Genomic DNA, 17,666 nt, shown 5'->3' on the forward strand with positions numbered 1-17,666 from the left:
TTGTTCATGGCACATCTCCTAGTGTCATGCTCAACACTAAAGGAGATGGTTTAACTGAGCTGGTCCCTTACCGCCAATCAGGTGTCTGAAGGCGCCACCCGATCATATTATTTGGGTCCGTTCTCTGGACGTTTCCCTGAACTGCTGTGGGCTCTGGCCGGTCCAGCGTTTAAAGGCGCGGGAGAAATTGCTCGGTTCACTGAAGCCCAGCATATAGCCGATTTCGATAATCTGGCGCTCACTGTTTACCAGGTACTCCTGTGCCAGTTGCCGACGTGTCCCTGCCAGTATCTCTTTGTAACTTGTCCGTTCATTTTTCAGCTGCCGCTGGAGGCTCCGCAGACTCATATTGAGTCGCTGTACAATCAACTCTTCACTGATGGTCCCGCCGGGCAGGACGTCGATGATTTGTGTCCTGAGCCGTGCGGAAAGCGTCTGTGGGTCAAAGCGTTCCAGGTATTCGATGACGACCTGATCGTTTATTCTTGCCAAATCAGGGTTGGCGGTGGGCAGTGGACGGTCGAATGTTTCCCGATCAAACAGGATCTGGTTGCTAACGCTGGAAAACGTGACGGGGCAGCCAAAATAGTGTCGGTAGCGGGCGGCACATGTGGCTGGGGGTTTTCTTTGCAGATAGACGTGAATAGGACGCACTGTGGAACCGGCCGTGATGCGGGACATCTCCACAAACACAGCCAGAGTACCATCGATGGAGGCGGGATCCGGCGTGGCCCGGAAACGTTCTGTGGAGAAGTCGATTTTATAATGATCACCCTCTGAATTCAGGCTGATCTTGAATACAGTGGAGAGGAAACGCTGATAACAGACGACCCGTTCGATCGCTTCGCGCAGGCTGTTGCTCGAGATCATGGAGAGCCCAATCCCATGTAGTGCGGCAGGTTGTACCACATCTGCCAGTCCCAATCCGAAACACTCGTCCCCGGACCATTCCACAGCCAGTCGCCATGCACGCTGCATCAAGGGGACTGGGATTCGCCCATTCGGGTCCTTGTATTCATTGGGCCTGATACCCAGCTGTGCGAGAAATGCATCCAGATCGATACCCTTGGCAATGACGGCCTGGGCCAGCAGTGTGGCGGCGCTGACCAGTGTTGTGTTGGTGCTCTGTTCTTCAGATGCCTTCATGGGCGACTTGGATATTCCGGATATTATTTTGTTGTCCATAGGGTACAATTCGCCCCCATGTTTTGCGAATACGATCTTCACAACCATTCCACTGCCTCAGACGGTACTCTGGCGCCTGCCAACCTGGTGCAAATGGCGGCAGATGCCGGTGTGCGCGTGTTGGCATTGACCGATCATGATAGCACTGAAGGTGTTCCAGAGGCGGTGGAGGCAGCTGCACGACTCGATATCCATCTGATTGCGGGGGCTGAAATCTCCGTGACCTGGCAGCGGCAGACGATCCACATCGTGGCGCTGAATCTCGACATCGATTGCGGCGTGCTGCAAGAAGGTCTGAAAGGTTTACGCCAGCGACGGGATCGACGTGCCGAGGAGATATCGCGGCGGCTGGAGAAGAGCGGAATTCCCGATGCACTCGAGGGGGCACGAAGTTTTTCTAACGGCAGACTGATCAGCCGTACTCACTTTGCACGTTATCTGGCAAAGATTGGCGCAGCTTCTGACGAGCGGGCTGTTTTCAAGCATTTTCTGGTCAATGGCAAGCCCGGGCATGTTGCGGGCCAGTGGGCCTCCCTGGGTGAGGCGGTTGGCTGGATCAGGGAGGCTGGTGGGCAGGCCGTAGTGGCGCATCCGGCTCGATACAGGATGACGCGCACCAAACTGCGGCGTCTGCTGGCGGATTTTGTCGGGGTTGGGGGCGTGGGTCTGGAGGTTGTCTCCGGCAGCCATAGCAAGGATGAGGCCTTTACCATGGCCCGGCACGCTGAGGATTTTGGTCTGCTGGCATCGGCTGGCTCAGATTTCCACACACCGGAAAATCCCTGGATTGCGTTGGGACGCTTACCACTGCTTCCCGATGGCTGTGCCCCTGTTTGGCAGGATTGGGGCCTCGCGTTAGAGAGCCCAATTCGGGCAATGTCAGTTTGACGGACGAGAGATATGGCGCAGTTTTTTCAGATACACCCGGATAACCCTCAGCCGCGTTTGATCCGCCAGGTGGTAAATATCATCCGTCAGGGCGGCTTGGTGATCTATCCGACAGACTCCAGTTATGCCTTGGGCTGTCAGATCGGAGATAAGGGGGCGATGGAGAAGATTCGACGGATTCGCAAGTTGGATGAGAGCCACAACTTTACGCTTGTGTGCAGGGATCTCACTGAAATCTCCAACTATGCCAAGGTGGGCAATCAGGAGTTCAGGCTGCTGAAGACCCTGACACCCGGCCCCTACACTTTTATCCATCAGGCTACAAAGCTGGTACCCCGCCGGCTGCGGCATGCCAAGAGAAAAACCATCGGCATACGCGTGCCCGACAACCAGATCGTCAGGGATATGCTCGAAGAGCTGGGAGAGCCGATCATGAGCACCACTCTGATTCTGCCGGGTGACGAAATGCCGCTCACCGATCCCTATGAGATGCGCCAGATTCTGGATCATGAGGTGGACCTGATCATCGATGGGGGTTATTGCGGATTCGAACCCACCTCTGTGGTGGTGATGACGGAAGAGACGCCGGAAATCGCCAGGGCCGGCAAGGGCGATGTCTCCCTGTTCGAGGTATAATCCGCCGATGGACGAAATCTTATACAAGCTTTCCATTTTTGCACTGCCCCTGCTGTTTGCCGTCACCGTGCATGAAGCCGCCCACGGCTGGATGGCGGAGAAGCTGGGAGACGGCACCGCGCGTATGCTTGGGCGGGTGACGCTGAACCCTCTCCGGCACATCGATCCTGTCGGTACAGTGGTGGTGCCGATTGCAGTTTATCTGCTCAGCGGATTTATATTTGGCTGGGCTAAACCGGTGCCGGTCAACTGGAATAATCTGCGCAATACCCGGCGGGATGTGGCACTGGTGTCCCTGGCCGGGCCGGGTGCAAATTTCCTGATGGCCCTGATCTGGGCGCTGCTGATCTATCTGGGATTATGGATTATTAATTCACTTGAATGGGTTGCGCGTCCATTGATCTACATGGGTGTGGCCGGTGTTCTTTTCAACGCTATTCTAATGGCGCTGAACCTGCTACCGGTGCCGCCTCTGGATGGTGGTCGCGTTGTCTATTCACTGTTGCCGCCGAAGATGGCACAGGTCTACTCCCGTCTTGAACCCTATGGTCTGTTTATTGTTGTCCTGTTGTTGGCGACAGGTCTGCTGGGGATGATTCTCTGGCCCCTGGTTGGTTTGACCATTTCGATCCTGCCGGCAACGGACATTGTGACTCAACTGATCCCCGTCATTCTCAGTCCCGCAAGGAGTTGATCTTGAATTCTGTTTCCGCACAGCACTCGCGCGTGCTCTCCGGCATGCGCCCTACCGGACGTCTCCATCTGGGCCACTATCACGGCGTGCTGAAAAACTGGGTGGAACTCCAATACGAGCACGAGTGTTTTTTCTTCGTTGCCGACTGGCATGCATTGACCACCCACTACGATGACCCCTCTGTGGTTCCGGCGAGTGTGCGCGATATGGTGATCGACTGGCTGGCAGCCGGTGTCGATACCGAGAAGGCGACCCTGTTCGTGCAGTCCCATGTGCCGGAACATGCGGAGTTGCATCTGCTGCTCTCCATGATTACCCCGCTGGGCTGGCTGGAGCGGGTACCCAGTTACAAGGATCAGCAGGAAAAGCTGAAAGAGAAGGATCTGGCTACCTATGGCTTTCTCGGTTATCCACTGCTGCAGTCAGCGGATATTCTGATCTACAAGGCCGGATATGTTCCGGTGGGCGAGGATCAGGTGGCGCATGTGGAACTGACCCGTGAAGTGGCGCGCCGCTTCAACCATATCTATGGGCGTGAGGCCGACTTCGAAGAGAAGGCAGAGCAGGCGAAGAAGAAGATGGGCAAAAAGAACGCCAAGGCGTTCGATCGATACCGTCGCGCCTATCAGGAGCAGGGTGATCTGGAGGCGTTGACCTCGGCCCGCGACCTACTCGAATCCCAACAAAACATCACCGACAGCGACCGGGAACGGCTGTTCGGTTTTCTCGAAGGGGGTGGCAGGATCATCCTGGTGGAGCCCCAGCCACTGTTGACCAAGGCCTCAAAGATGCCGGGACTGGACGGCCAGAAGATGTCCAAGTCCTACGGCAATACCATCTCCCTGCGGGAGAGCCCGGAGGCTCTGGAGACCATACTCAAGCGCATGCCCACCGACACCAACCGGGTGCGGCGTACCGATCCGGGCGATCCGGCCAAATGCCCGGTCTGGCAGTTTCACGAGGTCTACTCCAATGCTGAGATAAAGAATTGGGTGCAGGGGGGGTGCCGCTCTGCTGGAATCGGTTGTCTCGATTGCAAGGTGCCGGTGATCGAATCGGTGCTGGCGGAACTCAGACCGATGCAGGCGAGGGCGGAGGCGTTCGAGGCACAGCCGGAATTGGTGGACGACATTATCGCTGCAGGTTGTGAAAGGGCACGGGAAGTGGCGAAAGAGACCATGGCAGAGGTACGCCAGGTAATGTCTCTGGATCGCTTCTGAACCGGCATTCAAAAATGGAGCCCACAGCAACACATCCTCACCACCATCCTGAGCAGGAGGAGATGCCCTTCGCCGTGGTTCAGGGTGAGCCTTTGGCAACACCGCCGACGGATCTCTATATCCCGCCGGATGCGCTGGAAGTGTTTCTCGATGCCTTCGAGGGACCATTGGATCTGCTGCTCTATCTGATCAAACGGCAGAACCTGGATATCCTCGATATTCCTATCGCCGATATTACCCTGCAGTATGTCCAGTACATCGAGATGATGGAGGATCTGCGGCTTGAACTGGCCGCAGAATATCTGGTGATGGCAGCGATGCTGGCAGAGATCAAATCCCGTATGCTGCTGCCGCGTCCGGTCAGTGAGGACGACGAAGGTGAAGACCCTCGGGCGGAACTGGTGCGCCGCCTGCAGGAGTACGAACGCTACAAGCAGGCCGCCGAGGATCTTGACGGCCTGGAGCATATGACCCGCGATAATTTTCAGGGGCATGCCGAACTGGTCGATCGCCATGTTGAGGCGAGGGATCCTGATGTGGATCTGAAAGAGGTACTGTTGGCCTTTCGTGATGTGTTGCACCGGGCGGACATGTTTACCAGCCACCGGGTTGAAAAAGAGGCGCTCTCTGTCAGGGAGAAGATGTCTCTGGTGCTGGAAGGGATCAACGGCGAAAGTTTTACTGAATTTACCGATCTGTTTGATTTAACCGAGGGCAGGCTAGGCGTAGTGGTCACTTTTCTGGCAGTTCTTGAGTTGATCAAGGATTCGCTGGTTGAATTGGTGCAGTCGGAGTCCTTTGCTCCAATTCACATAAAAGCGGCGACATCCTGAGGAAATGAACCATCATGTCGTCTAATGAAACACTGAAGCAGATCATTGAAGCTGCGCTGCTGGCGGCAGGCAGACCCTTGAGCCTGGATCAGTTGCAGGCCCTGTTCGAGAAAGAAGATGAGCCGGAAAAGAAGTGCCTGCGGGAGATACTCGTTGAACTGACGGAAGACTACCTGGGGCGCGGGATCGAAATCAGAGAGGTCGGCAATGGTTACCGCATCCAGGTGCGCAGCGAATTCTCTCCCTGGGTCTCCAAACTCTGGGATGAGCGGCCGCCAAAGTACTCTCGCGCACTGCTTGAGACCCTGGCGCTGATCGCCTACCGTCAACCGATCACCCGTGGAGAGATCGAGGATATTCGTGGCGTCAGTGTCAGCACCAACATCGTCAAGACCCTTACGGAGCGGGAGTGGGTGCGAGTGGTGGGCCATCGCGATGTGCCGGGTAAACCGGCGCTATACGCCACCACCAAAGAGTTTCTCGATTACTTCAACCTGAAAGGGCTGAGTGAATTGCCGACGCTGGCGGAGATTCGAGACCTCGATTCCATCAATCGCGAACTGGAATTGAAAGACCCTGATAAACTGGATGAGGAACCGACCGAGTCTGAGCAGACGCCAGACGAAGTCATGGATGCCCAACCGGTGGTGGAAACAGATCAATTGGACGGGAATGAAATCCCGGAAGATGAGTCTGGCCAAAAGAGCGAGCATGCAACGGTATCGGAGACACAAGATACCAGTGTCGATGCCGAAAAAGATGAATTAGAGGCTGATCAGATTGATCAGGCTGAGACCGGTCGTTTAGATGAGTGATAAAAAGATAAATTCAGGTGAGCGCCTGCAAAAAGTGCTGGCCAATGCCGGCATGGGATCCCGACGAGAGATCGAAGGCTGGATCAGTGCAGGCCGGATCGAGGTCAATGGTGAGACAGCACAGCTTGGGCAGCGGGTGCAACCAAGTGACCGTATCAAAGTGGATGGACGTCCGGTCTCCAGCAAACGCATGGCTGCTCCCGAACGTGAAGTGATGGTCTACAACAAACCAGAAGGGGAGCTGGTTACCCGCAAGGATCCGGAGGGACGCCGCACGGTTTTTGAACATCTGCCGCGACTCAAACATGGCCGCTGGATTCCGGTGGGTCGCCTCGATCTCAACTCCTCCGGTCTGTTGTTGCTGACCACCGATGGCGAACTGGCCAACCGGCTGATGCATCCAAGCCGCCAGGTGGAGCGGGAGTATGCTGTGCGCGTCATGGGGCAGGTCACCGAGGATCAGCTAAAACAGTTGACGCATGGAGTCGAGCTTGAAGACGGACCCGCGCGATTCGAAGAGATCGTGGAATCGGGTGGTGATGGGATCAACCGCTGGTATCACGTCGTAATCATGGAGGGGCGCCAACGGGAAGTGCGCCGCATGTGGGAAGCGGTTGGGGCGCAGGTCAATCGCCTGAAGCGCGTACGTTACGGTAGTGTGATGCTAGACAGTGCACTGAAAGTGGGACGTTGGCGCTATCTGAACACACCGGAATTAAATGAACTACTGGAAGCAATGGGGCTGGAGCCGGAAAAGCGCCAGCGTACACCGCGCTCGGGTGGCGATGACCGGTATAGTGGGAGAACATCCAAAGACGGGGCGCGCCAGCGTCGCGAGGATGGTCCGAAACGCCCCTGGGAAGGTCGTGACAGTGAAAAATCCAAGTCGCCACGGCGAAGCGATGGCGAAAGCGGCCCATGGAAACGTAAACCTGGAAAGAAATCCGCACCTACCAAACGTCGTGAGGGAACCTCTGATCCCTGGGGACGTAAAAAACGCTAGCGTTGAGACTGTCAAAACAATCACTCACCCAAATCTTCGATGCCCTGTTGTCGGCATACGGGCAGCAGCACTGGTGGCCTGGAGAGACACCCTTTGAGGTGATGGTAGGGGCGGTGTTGACCCAGAACACCGCCTGGTCGAATGTGGAACGGGCAATCTGCAATCTCAAGGAGGCCGGGTTTCTCGACGGCCAAAAAATGGCGAAAGCCGATCCGCCTCTCCTGGCACAGCTGATTCGCCCGTCCGGGTATTTCAATATCAAAGTAAAACGGTTGCAGAATCTCTGCAATGCTTTGATCACAGCAGAAGCACTGGATTCGATGTCCGATGAGGTGCTCCGGAAGTGGTTGCTCGATATCAATGGCATCGGCCCGGAGACCGCTGACGATATCCTGCTCTATGCTTTTGAACGTCCGTTTTTTGTGATCGATGCCTACACCCGCAGACTCTTTTTTCGATTTGGGCTGGTATCGGGTGATGAAAGTTATGAGGTACTGCGATCAGAGTTCGAGCAAACGCTGGGTCCGGATGTCGAGCTGTATAATGAATACCACGCATTGATCGTCCGTCATGCGAAAGAGGCCTGCCGGACCAAGCCGTTATGTGAGATCTGTTGCTTACGTCGTTCTTGTGGGTGGAAAGATTGGTAGGCCGGTTCAAGCGTAGTGGAACCGGCAAACAAGGGTTGTAGATTTATTGCCTGATCCGCTGTGCCTGATAAGGCCTACGAACTATTGGGTTCATTCTGCGACTGCAACCTGATTACGGCCCTTCTCCTTGGCTTGGTAGAGTGCTTCGTCGGCCCTGATGAAAAGATGCTTACTCTCTTCGTTGGAATTGAGTGTGGCGACGCCAAGACTCATTGTGATGCTCAGCCCCTTTGAACTGGCAAAGACCAATGCTTCGATATTCTGTCTTATGCGTTCGGCAAGAAGAAGCGCGCCCGCCTGGTCAGTTCCACTCAATACAACCGTAAACTCCTCGCCGCCATAGCGGTAGAGTGCGTCGCTGCTGCGAATAGTGGCTTCGACTGCCTGGGCCACGCACTTCAGCACATAGTCTCCAATGGAGTGACCATACTGGTCGTTGACCTTTTTGAAAAAATCGATATCAAGAACGATGAGGGAGAGTTCAGATCCGTTGCGATGGCCCAGTTCTACCTCCCGGTGGAAATTGCTGTCGAAGGCTGTCCGGTTTTTTACGCCAGTCAATGAATCAACAAAGGCGGATTGAATCGCTTCTCGATAGAGCAGGGCGTTGCGTAGTGGATAGAGCAGGGTAGTCAGAAAATTCTCCAGCATCTTGGTTTCCGTGTCTTTAAATCGCCTGCTGCGGCTGAAACCAATATCTCCGAGTGGCTGATCCAGGACCTTAAGACTATAGTTAACGTTATGACGACATTGTTCTCCCGTGGTGATGGCTAATGCTTCATCCGGTAGTTGGAATGTTGCGCCGTCATATTTGAAATGGGATTTGATGACGTCAAAGAAAAGCTCAATCAGGTTCTCCAGTTCAAGCGTGGTCTGTAGTCTGGTCGTGAGTTCCACCACCTGAGCAATCTGCTGTCCATCCTCGCTATTCCGTGCAATGCCCTCGGGTAGAAGAGAAGCACCTGAAGGAGAGTTGCTTTCTAAGCTTTGGATGTAACCCGTCATTTTTCTGACCTGCGTTTTTGTGATTTGTATTGTCTGTAGCGATTAGCATGCCAAAAAAATTATTTCTAATAAAAACAATAGTATATGATATATGTCTCTTGCCAATGTCAAAAAAGTGCCGCGAATAGGGTGCTCGTATTGGGACTATAATTACTTTTATAGGTGATACATGACGCGCTATCAAACCAATTGACCCGTCATGGATGCGGTTTACAATTGGGTCCGGCTTTTTGATCTTGTGCGCATAATCTATCGCAGCAGGCAGCCTGGCCTACGACAATAAATGAAGGTACAGATCGTGAATCTCTCTCTGATGATTAAATTACTGGGTTGCTTTTTGCTCGTAAGTACCCTGACATTTGCTGCAGAAAATGAGAATGTGACGTTAACCGCCGGGCTGATCAATCCTGGTTTTCATGAAAAGCCTGACTGGTTCCGCCACTCTTTTCTCGATCTGCGGGAGGATGTCGAAGAGGCTGCGGATTCCGGTAAACGTATTTTGCTTTTTTTTCATCAGGATGGCTGTCCCTACTGTGCGAAACTGCTGAAAGAAAACTGGTCTCTCAGGCCGCTTGTTGAAAAGACCCAAGAAAACTTTGAAGTCATCGCAATCAATATTTGGGGTGACCAGGAAGTGACCGATTTGCGGGGGACAGAAACCACCGAGAAGCGCTTTTCTGAATCCTTCAAGGTGATGTACACCCCGACCCTGGTCTTTCTGGATGAGGGGGGAAGACAGGCTTTGCGGATCAATGGCTACTACCCGCCGCATAAATTCGAGGCGGCGCTAGACTATGTGGCTGGACATCTTGAGCGCAAGCAACCCTATCGTGACTATCTGGCCAGTGTTCAGCCACAGGCGGTGAGTGGGAAATTGCATCGGGAGGTTGGTTTTCTACCACTGCCGTTGGACTTGCGTGCCAAGGCCAGAGCGCGCAATAAGCCCTTATTGGTATTGATGGAGCAGAAAGCCTGTTCCGCTTGCGATGAATTACACGGTAAAATCATGTGGAAACCGGCAGTCAGAAAAACGCTGGATGCATTCGACATTGCTCTTGTCGATGTCTGGAGTGGAGAGACTTTGATAACACCTGGAGGCGTGCAACGGACGGTGAGTGAGTGGACGAAAGAACTCGGCATCCAGTATGTGCCCAGCATGCTCTTTTTCGATCCGACGGGAAAAGAGGTGTTTCGTGCGGAGGCGTTTTTGAAAACCTTTCACACCCATGCAGCGATGGATTATGTTTCCACTGGCGCCTATCTTAGCCAACCTAATTTCCAACGATATGTGCAATCCAGGGCGGCAGAGATGGAAGCACAGGGAATCACTGTAGACCTGATGGAATAGTTTTCAATCTAATCAGACAAGGGGCAACGTTTAATTCCTCCGGTAGGGTGCGCCGTGCGCACAGCGCACCTTACGTTCTCTCCCTGCAGTCGAGAAGACAGTGACTCAATTAATCAGGGGTTCCCTAATAAATAAACCATTAACAGGAAGGCTATGGAGAAGACTATTGGGTATATCCTGCGTTTTGCCATGTGGGTCTACACAAACAAGCTGAATAGGGTTGCGGAGCGCAACAATACCACTTCAAGGGAGAGGAAAGATCGATATGATATTCTGATTACTGGAACCTTCTATTCCGACCAGTGGATCATCTCCCATCTACGGCCGATGTCTGAGTCTAACCGGGTCCGCCAGATCTATATGGTAGCCACGACGGAGTTGCCAGAGATTGACAAGGTCACGCCGATCTATCCGAATGCCAGATTACAAAAAATTGTGGGTGGAACGATTGCCCGCCTGATAACCATGTCAAAGGTTACAAAAGAGAAACGTCCCGATGTGATCGCCGGATTTCATCTGTTGCTCAACGGGCTGCTGGTTGTGCTGCTTGGGAAAAAATATGATTGTCATTCGGTCTACCTTTGTGGCGGTGGTCCCTTGGAGGTGCTCGGCGGCGGTTACCTCACCGAAAATAAGATATTCAAACAACTTGGCAAGCACGATGCAGTGGTGGAAAGGGCGCTGATCAACGCTGTCTCCCATTTTGACAGTGTCGTGGTACGGGGAGCCGATGCCAAGCACTTTTTCGAAGAGCGGGGTGTCAAGGGTGATGATATCTATATCATGTCCGGCGGGATTGATGCTGCAAGTTACTACCCTGGTGAAGAAGAGAAGTGTGCTGACCTGATCTTTGTCGGAAGAATCTCCAATATCAAACGGGTGGATATTCTTCTACAGATCGTTGCAAAACTGAAACCCGAGCACCCTGTAATTAAGGCGTTGATAGTCGGTGATGGTCCGGATCGTGAAGAGATGGAGCAGATGGCTGCCTCCCTGGGTATCAGTGAGAATGTTGACTTTGTTGGTTGGCAGACAGAGGTGGGGGACTGGTACCGGCAGGCGCGTGTATTTATTCTGACCTCCGATTCCGAAGGACTCTCCCAATCGATGATACAAGCGATGATGATGGGGCTTCCTGCCGTAGTTTCGGACGTGGGGGATCTCAGTGAGTTGGTTGAAAATGATCGAAATGGATACCTGATACAGAACCAGGATATTGACGCATATGCGTCTGCAATTTCGGGTCTGTTGGATGATCCGGATAAATTGGCGACTTTTGGGACGAAAGCAAAGGTTGTGGCCGATCAGTGTGAAGTTGGAGAAGTTGCAAAAAAGTGGAACCGGATTTTTGCGGATCTGGATAACAAGCTTCAGGGCTGATTTGAAGCAGTCATTTTGAGCGTTCTTTGTCAAATCGGGATGAAAGTTTTTTTCCCAGGATGATTCCGGGCTTCTCTATGTATCGATAGGTTAGCCAGGAAAATATCATCGTCAAAATCAGGGTGCTGACGAACAAAATAGAAAAGTAGTCTCCCCGCGCCAGATCAAAGTAGCTCAGGAGAACGCTTGAGATCAGCGTGATGACGAGGGTGTGGAGCAGATAGATACTGTAGGAGACCTTGCCCATCCAAAGAGAGATCCGGTTGAGAAAAAGCGGGGCAATCAAACGGTGACTCAACGATTCCTTCGGCTCCAGCATGAGTGCAAAAAAAACCAGCCATAAGGCAATGGGAAAAAGCCTGAAGTCGTGTCCGGCGGTGAAATAGATCATGAAAACGGCCGCCACCGCTGTTGGAAATAGGAAATCGGGTTTGATCACACTGTTGTGCAAGTGTCTGTAAATGAAGTAGCTACAGGCGCCGAAGAAAAAAAACTCGATATGAAAAGGTAGAAAAGCGCCATATTCCACACGGGGCAGTATTTTTCGGGCCATGATGTAGGTCGCCAGACAGGCAACAATCACCCCCAACCGGGCAAATCGTCCACGAGTTGCCGCCAGGCTGAATAGCAATGGTGCAACAAGATAGAATTGCCACTCGAGCGAGATGCTCCAGGCGGGGTCAAGAAAGGCACCGGGAACAAAGGGTACCCACTTCTCGGGAACCATGCCGTGCAGCATGGTGAGATGAGTAAGGATATTGAATCCAAGCCAATCATTGTGGGTAGCAAGTTTATAGGTAAGATTTTCGATGTATTTTTCTGTGTGATAGGCACCGCTCTGGGTTACGTTTTGCATCGCTAACGGGGCTAATACCACTGCGCTCAAAAAGAGTACGAACAGTAAGGGATAGAGACGGAAAAATCTCTGCGTGATGTAAGCGGAATAATTTCCGCGAACCTGATCGATAAGCAGAAAGATGACGAAGCCGCTGATGATAATGAAGATATCCACCGCGTAATTACCCAAAATCAGTAACTGTGGTAAACCTTCCACTATCTCGGAGGTGTAACCGGCCGCGCCCAATACATGGCTGATCAACACCCAGAGCGCCAGAAAGGCCCTCAAGCCTTCGATTTCCCTGATTCTCCTCATGCAGATTGTTTATTCTGTGGGAGTGGCGTCGAATGCCTGCCCGGTAACGCCTTTGCTATCCGGTCCCATCAGATAGAGATAGGTTCTCATGATCTCTTCCGGCAGTGGCAGCGTTGCCGGGTCCTCTCCTGGATATGCCCAGGCCCGCATATTGGTTCGGGTAGGAACGGGGCAGATACTGTTGACCCTGATTTGGCTCTCTTCCGTCTCATCCGCCAGGGTCTGCATCAGCCCTTCGATGCCGAATTTTGAAACGCCATAGGCGCCCCAGTAGGCCTTTCCCTTACGTCCCATGCGATCAGAGGTAAAAAGAATTGAGCCATCCCCGGAGAGTCGCAATAGAGGCAGGCAGGCCTGAGTCAGCATGAAAGGAGCGGTCAGGTTAACCTGAATGACTTTGTTCCAGCTCTCCAGGTCGTAATCATCGATACGGCTCAAGAGCGCAAGTTGAGCCGCGTTATGCAGTAGTCCATCCAGTTTGCCGAACTCACGGTGGAGTGTTTCGCCAAGAGCAAAATAGTCCTGTTGCGGAGCGCTCTCCAGGTTGAGAGGAATAATTGCAGGTTGGGGATGTCCTTCCTTTTCGATGGCGTCGTAGGTCTCTTCCAGTTTACTCAGGGTGCGGCCCAGCAGGACGACAGTGGCGCCATGAGCAGCAAATGTCTTGGCCGCCGCTTGTCCAATGCCACTGCCGGCACCAGTGACAAGAATGACGCGATCCTTGAGCAGGTCGGGGGAGGGGGTGTAGTCGTCGCGCATCGATAGATCCTGAGGATTGAAACTTGCTCGTAGTATACAACAGGTAACAGGTAACAGGTTTTAGGTTGCAGGATTGTTTGGCTTCCCTCCCCGATAGGGAGGGGGGGAGTGAGTGGCAGAAAGTAAAGAGATTTTTCTTGACACCGAACACGGCCAGGCAACAATCCTGCTGTCACCTGTCACCTGTCACCTGTCACCTGTCACCTGTCACCTGTCACCTGTCACCTGTCACCTGTCACTGCCCGCCATACTGTCCAGAGTTTCTGCAAAGGCGTCAGGTGGGTGCGCCCATCAATAACATTGAAACCGTCTGTCTCAAGCACAGCATGGAGCCGTTGAGCCAGAGCAAGCTGGTTGAGTACCGGGCGCCAACTTGTTGGGGGTTGTGTTGTCGGCAGAGATTCCAGTGCTTTGATTCGCCACCGGGTTGCGGTATCGGATAGCGTCTGCAGCATCTTCTGGGTTCTCGCCCGTGACTGTGATTGCAGCAGCTGTTCCGGTCTCAACTGATGTTGTCGTAACAGTGAATCGGGCAGTAGACAGTGTCCTCGACGCAGGTCTGCACCCAGGTTGCGCAGTAGATTGATCAGTGTGACATAAGCGCCTATCTGTCTGATTGTTGTTTTAAACATTTCGCTGCAGCCGGTTGTATGAGAAAGCAATTCAGCAAAGTTACCGCCATGGCTGAGACAATAGAGATGGAGATCTTCCCACTCGGACATAGACGCCTTTTCGATGTCGTTTTCGATATTGTCCGCGATTTTCTGAAACAAAGGTTCTGGTAACTTGCGTGTATTGATGGTTTCGCTCAAGGCGATTGCAACAGGATGTTGGGCGTTCCCATTGACGGATTTTTTTATCTCTTCACGCCACCACTGCAGCCGGGTTTTAGCCACGCCTGGGTCACTGCACTCCAGGGGGATATTGGTGAGCTCGTGCTGCCAGGCAAAAAGGTGTGTCAGATCGCTGCGGTAAGGTGCGGGGGAGAAGCGGATTATATAGTAGCTGCTGGAGCCGAGGGGGACCGCTCTCTCAATGTGCTCCCGGCTCAGTCCAGCCACTGCAGAATTTCCAGCGGATGTTCAACGGTGCCTGAAGCATGCCAGTCGTCGGGTTTGTCATCTTCCGCCAGGTAGCCAAAGAGGGCCACCAGCGTCCGGGTGCCGGCGTTTTGCCCGGCTTCGATGTCTCGTTTGGCATCGCCCACATAGAGACAGTGCGTCGGCTCCACGCCTGCCATTCGACAGGCATATAACATTGGGGCAGGATGAGGTTTCGGATGCTCTGCGGTATCACCGCTGACAATGCAGGCGGCGCGCCTATGATAGCCGAGCGCTTCCATCAGGGGGTCGGTGAGCCAGGCGGGTTTGTTGGTGACTATGCCCCAGGGAATGTTGCGCTGCTCCAGCTCTTCCAGCAGCCTCTCCATGCCCTCGAAGAGTTTTGTCTTCCTGGCAATATTTTCACGATAGATGCGCAGAAATTCTTTGCGCAGAGTCTCGAAATCGGTGTCGCCGGGCTGCAGGTCAAATCCGACTTTGATCATCGCCTGACTGCCGTGGGAGACTGCCGGTCTTACCTGTTCGAAGGGCATGGGTAGTTCGCCACGGCTGAGAAGAACCTGGTCCAGGGCGAAGTGAAGATCGGGTGCTGTATCTGCGAATGTCCCATCCAGATCGAACAGGACACATTCAACCTTGGGGGCCAGCCCCCTATCCATCTTTCCGGGTATGCACCATGTAGTTGACATCCACGTCCGGGCCGAGCTTGTAACTACGGCTCAACGGGTTGTATACCAGCCCGGTCATATCCTTTGTCTCAAGCTCTGCATCGCGAATCCAGCGATCCAGTTCGGACGGTCGGATAAATTTGTTGAAGTCGTGAGTGCCTCGTGGCAGCAGACGCAACAGGTACTCTGCCCCGACGATGGCGAACAGATAGGATTTTGGATTTCGATTCAGTGTCGAGAAGAAGACATGGCCGCCAGGTTTTACCAGCGTGGCGCAGGCGTTGATCACGGAAGCAGGGTCGGGTACGTGTTCCAGCATCTCCATGCAGGTCACCACATCGAAGGATGCGGGCTGTTCAGCTGCCAGGCGCTCTACTGGAATACGTTCGTAGTTGACCTCCAGTCCCGATTCCAGCAGATGCAATCGGGCAACCTGCAGCGGGGCTTCGCCCATATCGATACCGGTGACGCCAGCCCCTTTGGCCGCCATGCTTTCAGAGAGGATTCCACCGCCGCAACCGACGTCGAGCACACGTTTCCCTGACAGTGAGGCGATGTCGTCAATGTAACCGAGGCGCAGCGGATTGATCTCGTGCAGTGGTTTGAACTCACTGTGTGGATCCCACCAGCGGGAGGCAAGTTCCTCGAACTTGCTGATCTCGGCGTGGTCGACGTTAAGGGTTTCCTGTCTCATATTTCAAGACCTATTCTTCAATAATGTCGCCATTATACCGGATCGCTTGGAAGGAGTATCAAGCGATACGGTCATCAGCCACGTGGTAGTTCGGATCCTCCATCATATTGACTTCAACCAGATCGCCGGCCTTTACCAGCAGGTTCTGGCACTCCTGATTCAGATGCCGGATATGCAGGGTTTTACCCGCCCGCATGTAGCGCTCCGCGAGGGAGTCGATCGCCTCCAGCCCGGAGTGGTCGTAGACCCGGGTATTGGCAAAATCTACGATGACCTCCTGGGGATCGTTTTTGGGCTCAAAGATGTCGGCGAAGGTCTGGATCGAACCAAAAAAGAGCGGGCCGTGCAAACTGTAATACTTGATACCGTACTTGTCGGTATGGGTCTCGGCGCGCATCTGCTTGGCATGCTCCCAGGCAAAAACCAGGGCGGAGACGATAACACCCACGACGACCGCGATCGCCAGGTCGGTCAAAACGGTGACCACGGCTACCAGGATGCCGACGAAGGTATCCGCAAGGGGAATACGCCCAAGCAGCCGGAAGCTGGCCCATTCGAATGTACCCAACACCACCATGAACATGACGCCAACCAGTGCCGCCACAGGGATTATCTCGATCAGGCCGGAGGCAAACAGGATAAAACCGAGCAGGAAGAGGGCGGCGGAAATTCCCGACAGGCGGCCCCGGCCACCGGAATTGATGTTGATCATGCTCTGACCGATCATGGCGCATCCGCCCATGCCGCCAAAGAAACCGTTCACCGAATTGGCCACGCCCTGGCCGATGCACTCCTTGTTACCGCGGCCGCGCGTCTCGGTGATTTCATCGATCAGACTCATGGTGAGCAGGGATTCGATCAAACCCACGGCGGCCAGGATAAAGGCGTAGGGCAGGATGATGCGCAGGCTCTCGAACGTCAGGGGAATAGTGGGAATATGGAATGCCGGCAGGCCACCAGCAATGCTGGCAGCGGGGTCACCGCTCATATCCTGCAGTACTCCCTGCACGGTACGGGCGTCGAGCCCCAGTGTGATAGCTAGCAGGGTGACGATGATGATGGCTGCCAGCGAGGCGGGAACCGCAGATGTTAATTTGGGTAGAAAATGGATGATTGCCATGGTCAGTGCCACGAGGCCGAGCATGGTCCAAAGTGGTGTGCCGGTCATCCATGCCATGCCACCCTCATCACCGGGGACCTGGAACTGCTGCAACTGTGCCAGGAAGATCACGATCGCCAGACCATTCACAAAACCCAGCATGACCGGGTACGGCACCATGCGGATGAATTTACCCAGGTGCAATACTCCGGCGGCGATCTGAATCACACCGGCAAGGACAACGGCGGCAAACAGGTATTCCACGCCGTGCTGGGCCACCAGCGCGACCATCACTACTGCCATTGCACCGGTAGCACCGGAGATCATGCCGGGCCGGCCACCGATAACCGAGGTGATGATACCCATCATAAAGGCGGCATAGAGGCCAACCAGAGGTTCAACGCCGGCAACGAAGGCAAAAGCTACGGCCTCCGGAACCAAAGCCAGGGAGACGGTTAAGCCGGAAAGAAGGTCATTCTTGACGCACTTACTGCCTGGACAGGTCAGTTGAAACATCGGATACCTCTGAGGCGTTTGGACAAAAGCCGCGCAGTATATCAGAAGGTGCTTATATA

At 53.8% G+C, this 17,666-nt stretch carries 18 protein-coding genes; 10 read left to right on the forward strand and 8 right to left on the reverse strand.

Annotated elements, in window-relative coordinates:
- Positions 1 to 102: 102 nt before the first annotated feature.
- Complete coding sequence (locus HPY30_17360; GenBank protein QYZ67596.1) at positions 103 to 1,146, reverse strand: AraC family transcriptional regulator; 1,044 nt, start codon at positions 1,144 to 1,146, stop codon at positions 103 to 105.
- 57 nt (positions 1,147 to 1,203) lie between these two features.
- On the opposite strand from HPY30_17360, the gene HPY30_17365 reads away from it, so the two are divergent.
- From HPY30_17365 to HPY30_17400, 8 genes are all read left to right on the forward strand, one after another.
- Complete coding sequence (locus tag HPY30_17365) at positions 1,204 to 2,073, forward strand: PHP domain-containing protein (protein QYZ67597.1); 870 nt, start codon at positions 1,204 to 1,206, stop codon at positions 2,071 to 2,073.
- A gap of 12 nt (positions 2,074 to 2,085) precedes the next feature.
- Positions 2,086 to 2,709, forward strand: coding sequence for a threonylcarbamoyl-AMP synthase (locus tag HPY30_17370; protein QYZ67598.1), 624 nt, complete (start codon positions 2,086 to 2,088; stop codon positions 2,707 to 2,709).
- 7 nt (positions 2,710 to 2,716) lie between these two features.
- Positions 2,717 to 3,403, forward strand: coding sequence for a site-2 protease family protein (locus HPY30_17375; GenBank protein ID QYZ67599.1), 687 nt, complete (start codon positions 2,717 to 2,719; stop codon positions 3,401 to 3,403).
- A gap of 2 nt (positions 3,404 to 3,405) precedes the next feature.
- A complete protein-coding gene (locus HPY30_17380; GenBank protein QYZ67600.1) occupies positions 3,406 to 4,623 on the forward strand; it encodes a tryptophan--tRNA ligase in 1,218 nt (405 codons plus the stop codon).
- A 14-nt stretch (positions 4,624 to 4,637) separates the two neighbouring features.
- Positions 4,638 to 5,456 (forward strand): segregation/condensation protein A, encoded by an 819-nt coding sequence (locus HPY30_17385; protein ID QYZ67601.1) that lies wholly within the window; start codon positions 4,638 to 4,640, stop codon positions 5,454 to 5,456.
- A 14-nt stretch (positions 5,457 to 5,470) separates the two neighbouring features.
- Entirely contained in the window at positions 5,471 to 6,271 is an 801-nt protein-coding gene (gene scpB, locus HPY30_17390; protein ID QYZ67602.1) for an SMC-Scp complex subunit ScpB, read from the forward strand.
- Positions 6,264 to 7,274 (forward strand): pseudouridine synthase, encoded by a 1,011-nt coding sequence (locus tag HPY30_17395; GenBank protein ID QYZ67603.1) that lies wholly within the window; start codon positions 6,264 to 6,266, stop codon positions 7,272 to 7,274. Before scpB ends, HPY30_17395 begins: the two co-directional genes overlap by 8 nt.
- Positions 7,275 to 7,375: 101 nt before the next feature.
- Positions 7,376 to 7,924 carry an endonuclease gene (locus HPY30_17400; GenBank protein QYZ68112.1) on the forward strand — a complete coding sequence of 183 codons (549 nt, stop codon included), beginning with the start codon at positions 7,376 to 7,378 and terminating at the stop codon, positions 7,922 to 7,924.
- Positions 7,925 to 8,014: 90 nt separating this feature from the next.
- On the opposite strand, the gene HPY30_17405 is transcribed toward HPY30_17400, so the two are convergent.
- The gene (locus HPY30_17405) at positions 8,015 to 8,929 is read right to left on the reverse strand and encodes a GGDEF domain-containing protein (protein ID QYZ67604.1); all 915 of its coding nucleotides are present in this window, start codon (positions 8,927 to 8,929) and stop codon (positions 8,015 to 8,017) included.
- A gap of 283 nt (positions 8,930 to 9,212) precedes the next feature.
- On the opposite strand from HPY30_17405, the gene HPY30_17410 reads away from it, so the two are divergent.
- Both HPY30_17410 and HPY30_17415 read left to right on the forward strand, forming a co-directional pair.
- On the forward strand, positions 9,213 to 10,277 hold the full coding sequence (locus HPY30_17410) for a thioredoxin fold domain-containing protein (GenBank protein QYZ67605.1): 1,065 nt from the start codon (positions 9,213 to 9,215) through the stop codon (positions 10,275 to 10,277).
- Positions 10,278 to 10,430: 153 nt separating this feature from the next.
- Complete coding sequence (locus tag HPY30_17415; GenBank protein QYZ67606.1) at positions 10,431 to 11,657, forward strand: glycosyltransferase family 4 protein; 1,227 nt, start codon at positions 10,431 to 10,433, stop codon at positions 11,655 to 11,657.
- A 10-nt stretch (positions 11,658 to 11,667) separates the two neighbouring features.
- On the opposite strand, the gene HPY30_17420 is transcribed toward HPY30_17415, so the two are convergent.
- From HPY30_17420 to HPY30_17445, 6 genes are all read right to left on the reverse strand, one after another.
- Positions 11,668 to 12,810 (reverse strand): acyltransferase, encoded by a 1,143-nt coding sequence (locus HPY30_17420; protein ID QYZ67607.1) that lies wholly within the window; start codon positions 12,808 to 12,810, stop codon positions 11,668 to 11,670.
- Positions 12,811 to 12,819: 9 nt separating this feature from the next.
- The gene (locus HPY30_17425) at positions 12,820 to 13,569 is read right to left on the reverse strand and encodes a YciK family oxidoreductase (GenBank protein ID QYZ67608.1); all 750 of its coding nucleotides are present in this window, start codon (positions 13,567 to 13,569) and stop codon (positions 12,820 to 12,822) included.
- Between the two features lie 221 nt (positions 13,570 to 13,790).
- Entirely contained in the window at positions 13,791 to 14,630 is an 840-nt protein-coding gene (locus HPY30_17430; GenBank protein ID QYZ67609.1) for a squalene/phytoene synthase family protein, read from the reverse strand.
- Positions 14,618 to 15,289 carry an HAD-IA family hydrolase gene (locus tag HPY30_17435; GenBank protein QYZ67610.1) on the reverse strand — a complete coding sequence of 224 codons (672 nt, stop codon included), beginning with the start codon at positions 15,287 to 15,289 and terminating at the stop codon, positions 14,618 to 14,620. The genes HPY30_17430 and HPY30_17435 overlap by 13 nt, the downstream gene beginning before the upstream one ends.
- On the reverse strand, positions 15,282 to 15,992 hold the full coding sequence (gene ubiG, locus HPY30_17440) for a bifunctional 2-polyprenyl-6-hydroxyphenol methylase/3-demethylubiquinol 3-O-methyltransferase UbiG (GenBank protein ID QYZ67611.1): 711 nt from the start codon (positions 15,990 to 15,992) through the stop codon (positions 15,282 to 15,284). The genes HPY30_17435 and ubiG overlap by 8 nt, the downstream gene beginning before the upstream one ends.
- Positions 15,993 to 16,050: 58 nt before the next feature.
- Positions 16,051 to 17,607 carry a SulP family inorganic anion transporter gene (locus HPY30_17445; GenBank protein ID QYZ67612.1) on the reverse strand — a complete coding sequence of 519 codons (1,557 nt, stop codon included), beginning with the start codon at positions 17,605 to 17,607 and terminating at the stop codon, positions 16,051 to 16,053.
- Positions 17,608 to 17,666: the final 59 nt, after the last annotated feature.

The organism is Gammaproteobacteria bacterium (ex Lamellibrachia satsuma), assembly GCA_019623805.1.
Lineage (GTDB): Bacteria > Pseudomonadota > Gammaproteobacteria > Chromatiales > Chromatiaceae > QGON01.

Bases quoted from the DNA above. Each gene is read 5' to 3' on its own strand.
- HPY30_17375 (QYZ67599.1), top strand. From the start codon at position 2,717: ATGGACGAAATCTTATACAAGCTTTCCATTTTTGCACTGCCCCTGCTG.
- HPY30_17400 (QYZ68112.1), top strand. From the start codon at position 7,376: ATGGTAGGGGCGGTGTTGACCCAGAACACCGCCTGGTCGAATGTGGAA.
- ubiG (QYZ67611.1), bottom strand. From the start codon at position 15,992: ATGAGACAGGAAACCCTTAACGTCGACCACGCCGAGATCAGCAAGTTC.
- HPY30_17415 (QYZ67606.1), top strand. From the start codon at position 10,431: ATGGAGAAGACTATTGGGTATATCCTGCGTTTTGCCATGTGGGTCTAC.
- HPY30_17410 (QYZ67605.1), top strand. From the start codon at position 9,213: ATGAAGGTACAGATCGTGAATCTCTCTCTGATGATTAAATTACTGGGT.
- scpB (QYZ67602.1), top strand. From the start codon at position 5,471: ATGTCGTCTAATGAAACACTGAAGCAGATCATTGAAGCTGCGCTGCTG.
- HPY30_17370 (QYZ67598.1), top strand. From the start codon at position 2,086: ATGGCGCAGTTTTTTCAGATACACCCGGATAACCCTCAGCCGCGTTTG.
- HPY30_17425 (QYZ67608.1), bottom strand. From the start codon at position 13,569: ATGCGCGACGACTACACCCCCTCCCCCGACCTGCTCAAGGATCGCGTC.
- HPY30_17405 (QYZ67604.1), bottom strand. From the start codon at position 8,929: ATGACGGGTTACATCCAAAGCTTAGAAAGCAACTCTCCTTCAGGTGCT.
- HPY30_17385 (QYZ67601.1), top strand. From the start codon at position 4,638: ATGGAGCCCACAGCAACACATCCTCACCACCATCCTGAGCAGGAGGAG.
- HPY30_17435 (QYZ67610.1), bottom strand. From the start codon at position 15,289: ATGGATAGGGGGCTGGCCCCCAAGGTTGAATGTGTCCTGTTCGATCTG.
- HPY30_17395 (QYZ67603.1), top strand. From the start codon at position 6,264: ATGAGTGATAAAAAGATAAATTCAGGTGAGCGCCTGCAAAAAGTGCTG.
- HPY30_17445 (QYZ67612.1), bottom strand. From the start codon at position 17,607: ATGTTTCAACTGACCTGTCCAGGCAGTAAGTGCGTCAAGAATGACCTT.
- HPY30_17420 (QYZ67607.1), bottom strand. From the start codon at position 12,810: ATGAGGAGAATCAGGGAAATCGAAGGCTTGAGGGCCTTTCTGGCGCTC.
- HPY30_17360 (QYZ67596.1), bottom strand. From the start codon at position 1,146: ATGAAGGCATCTGAAGAACAGAGCACCAACACAACACTGGTCAGCGCC.
- HPY30_17365 (QYZ67597.1), top strand. From the start codon at position 1,204: ATGTTTTGCGAATACGATCTTCACAACCATTCCACTGCCTCAGACGGT.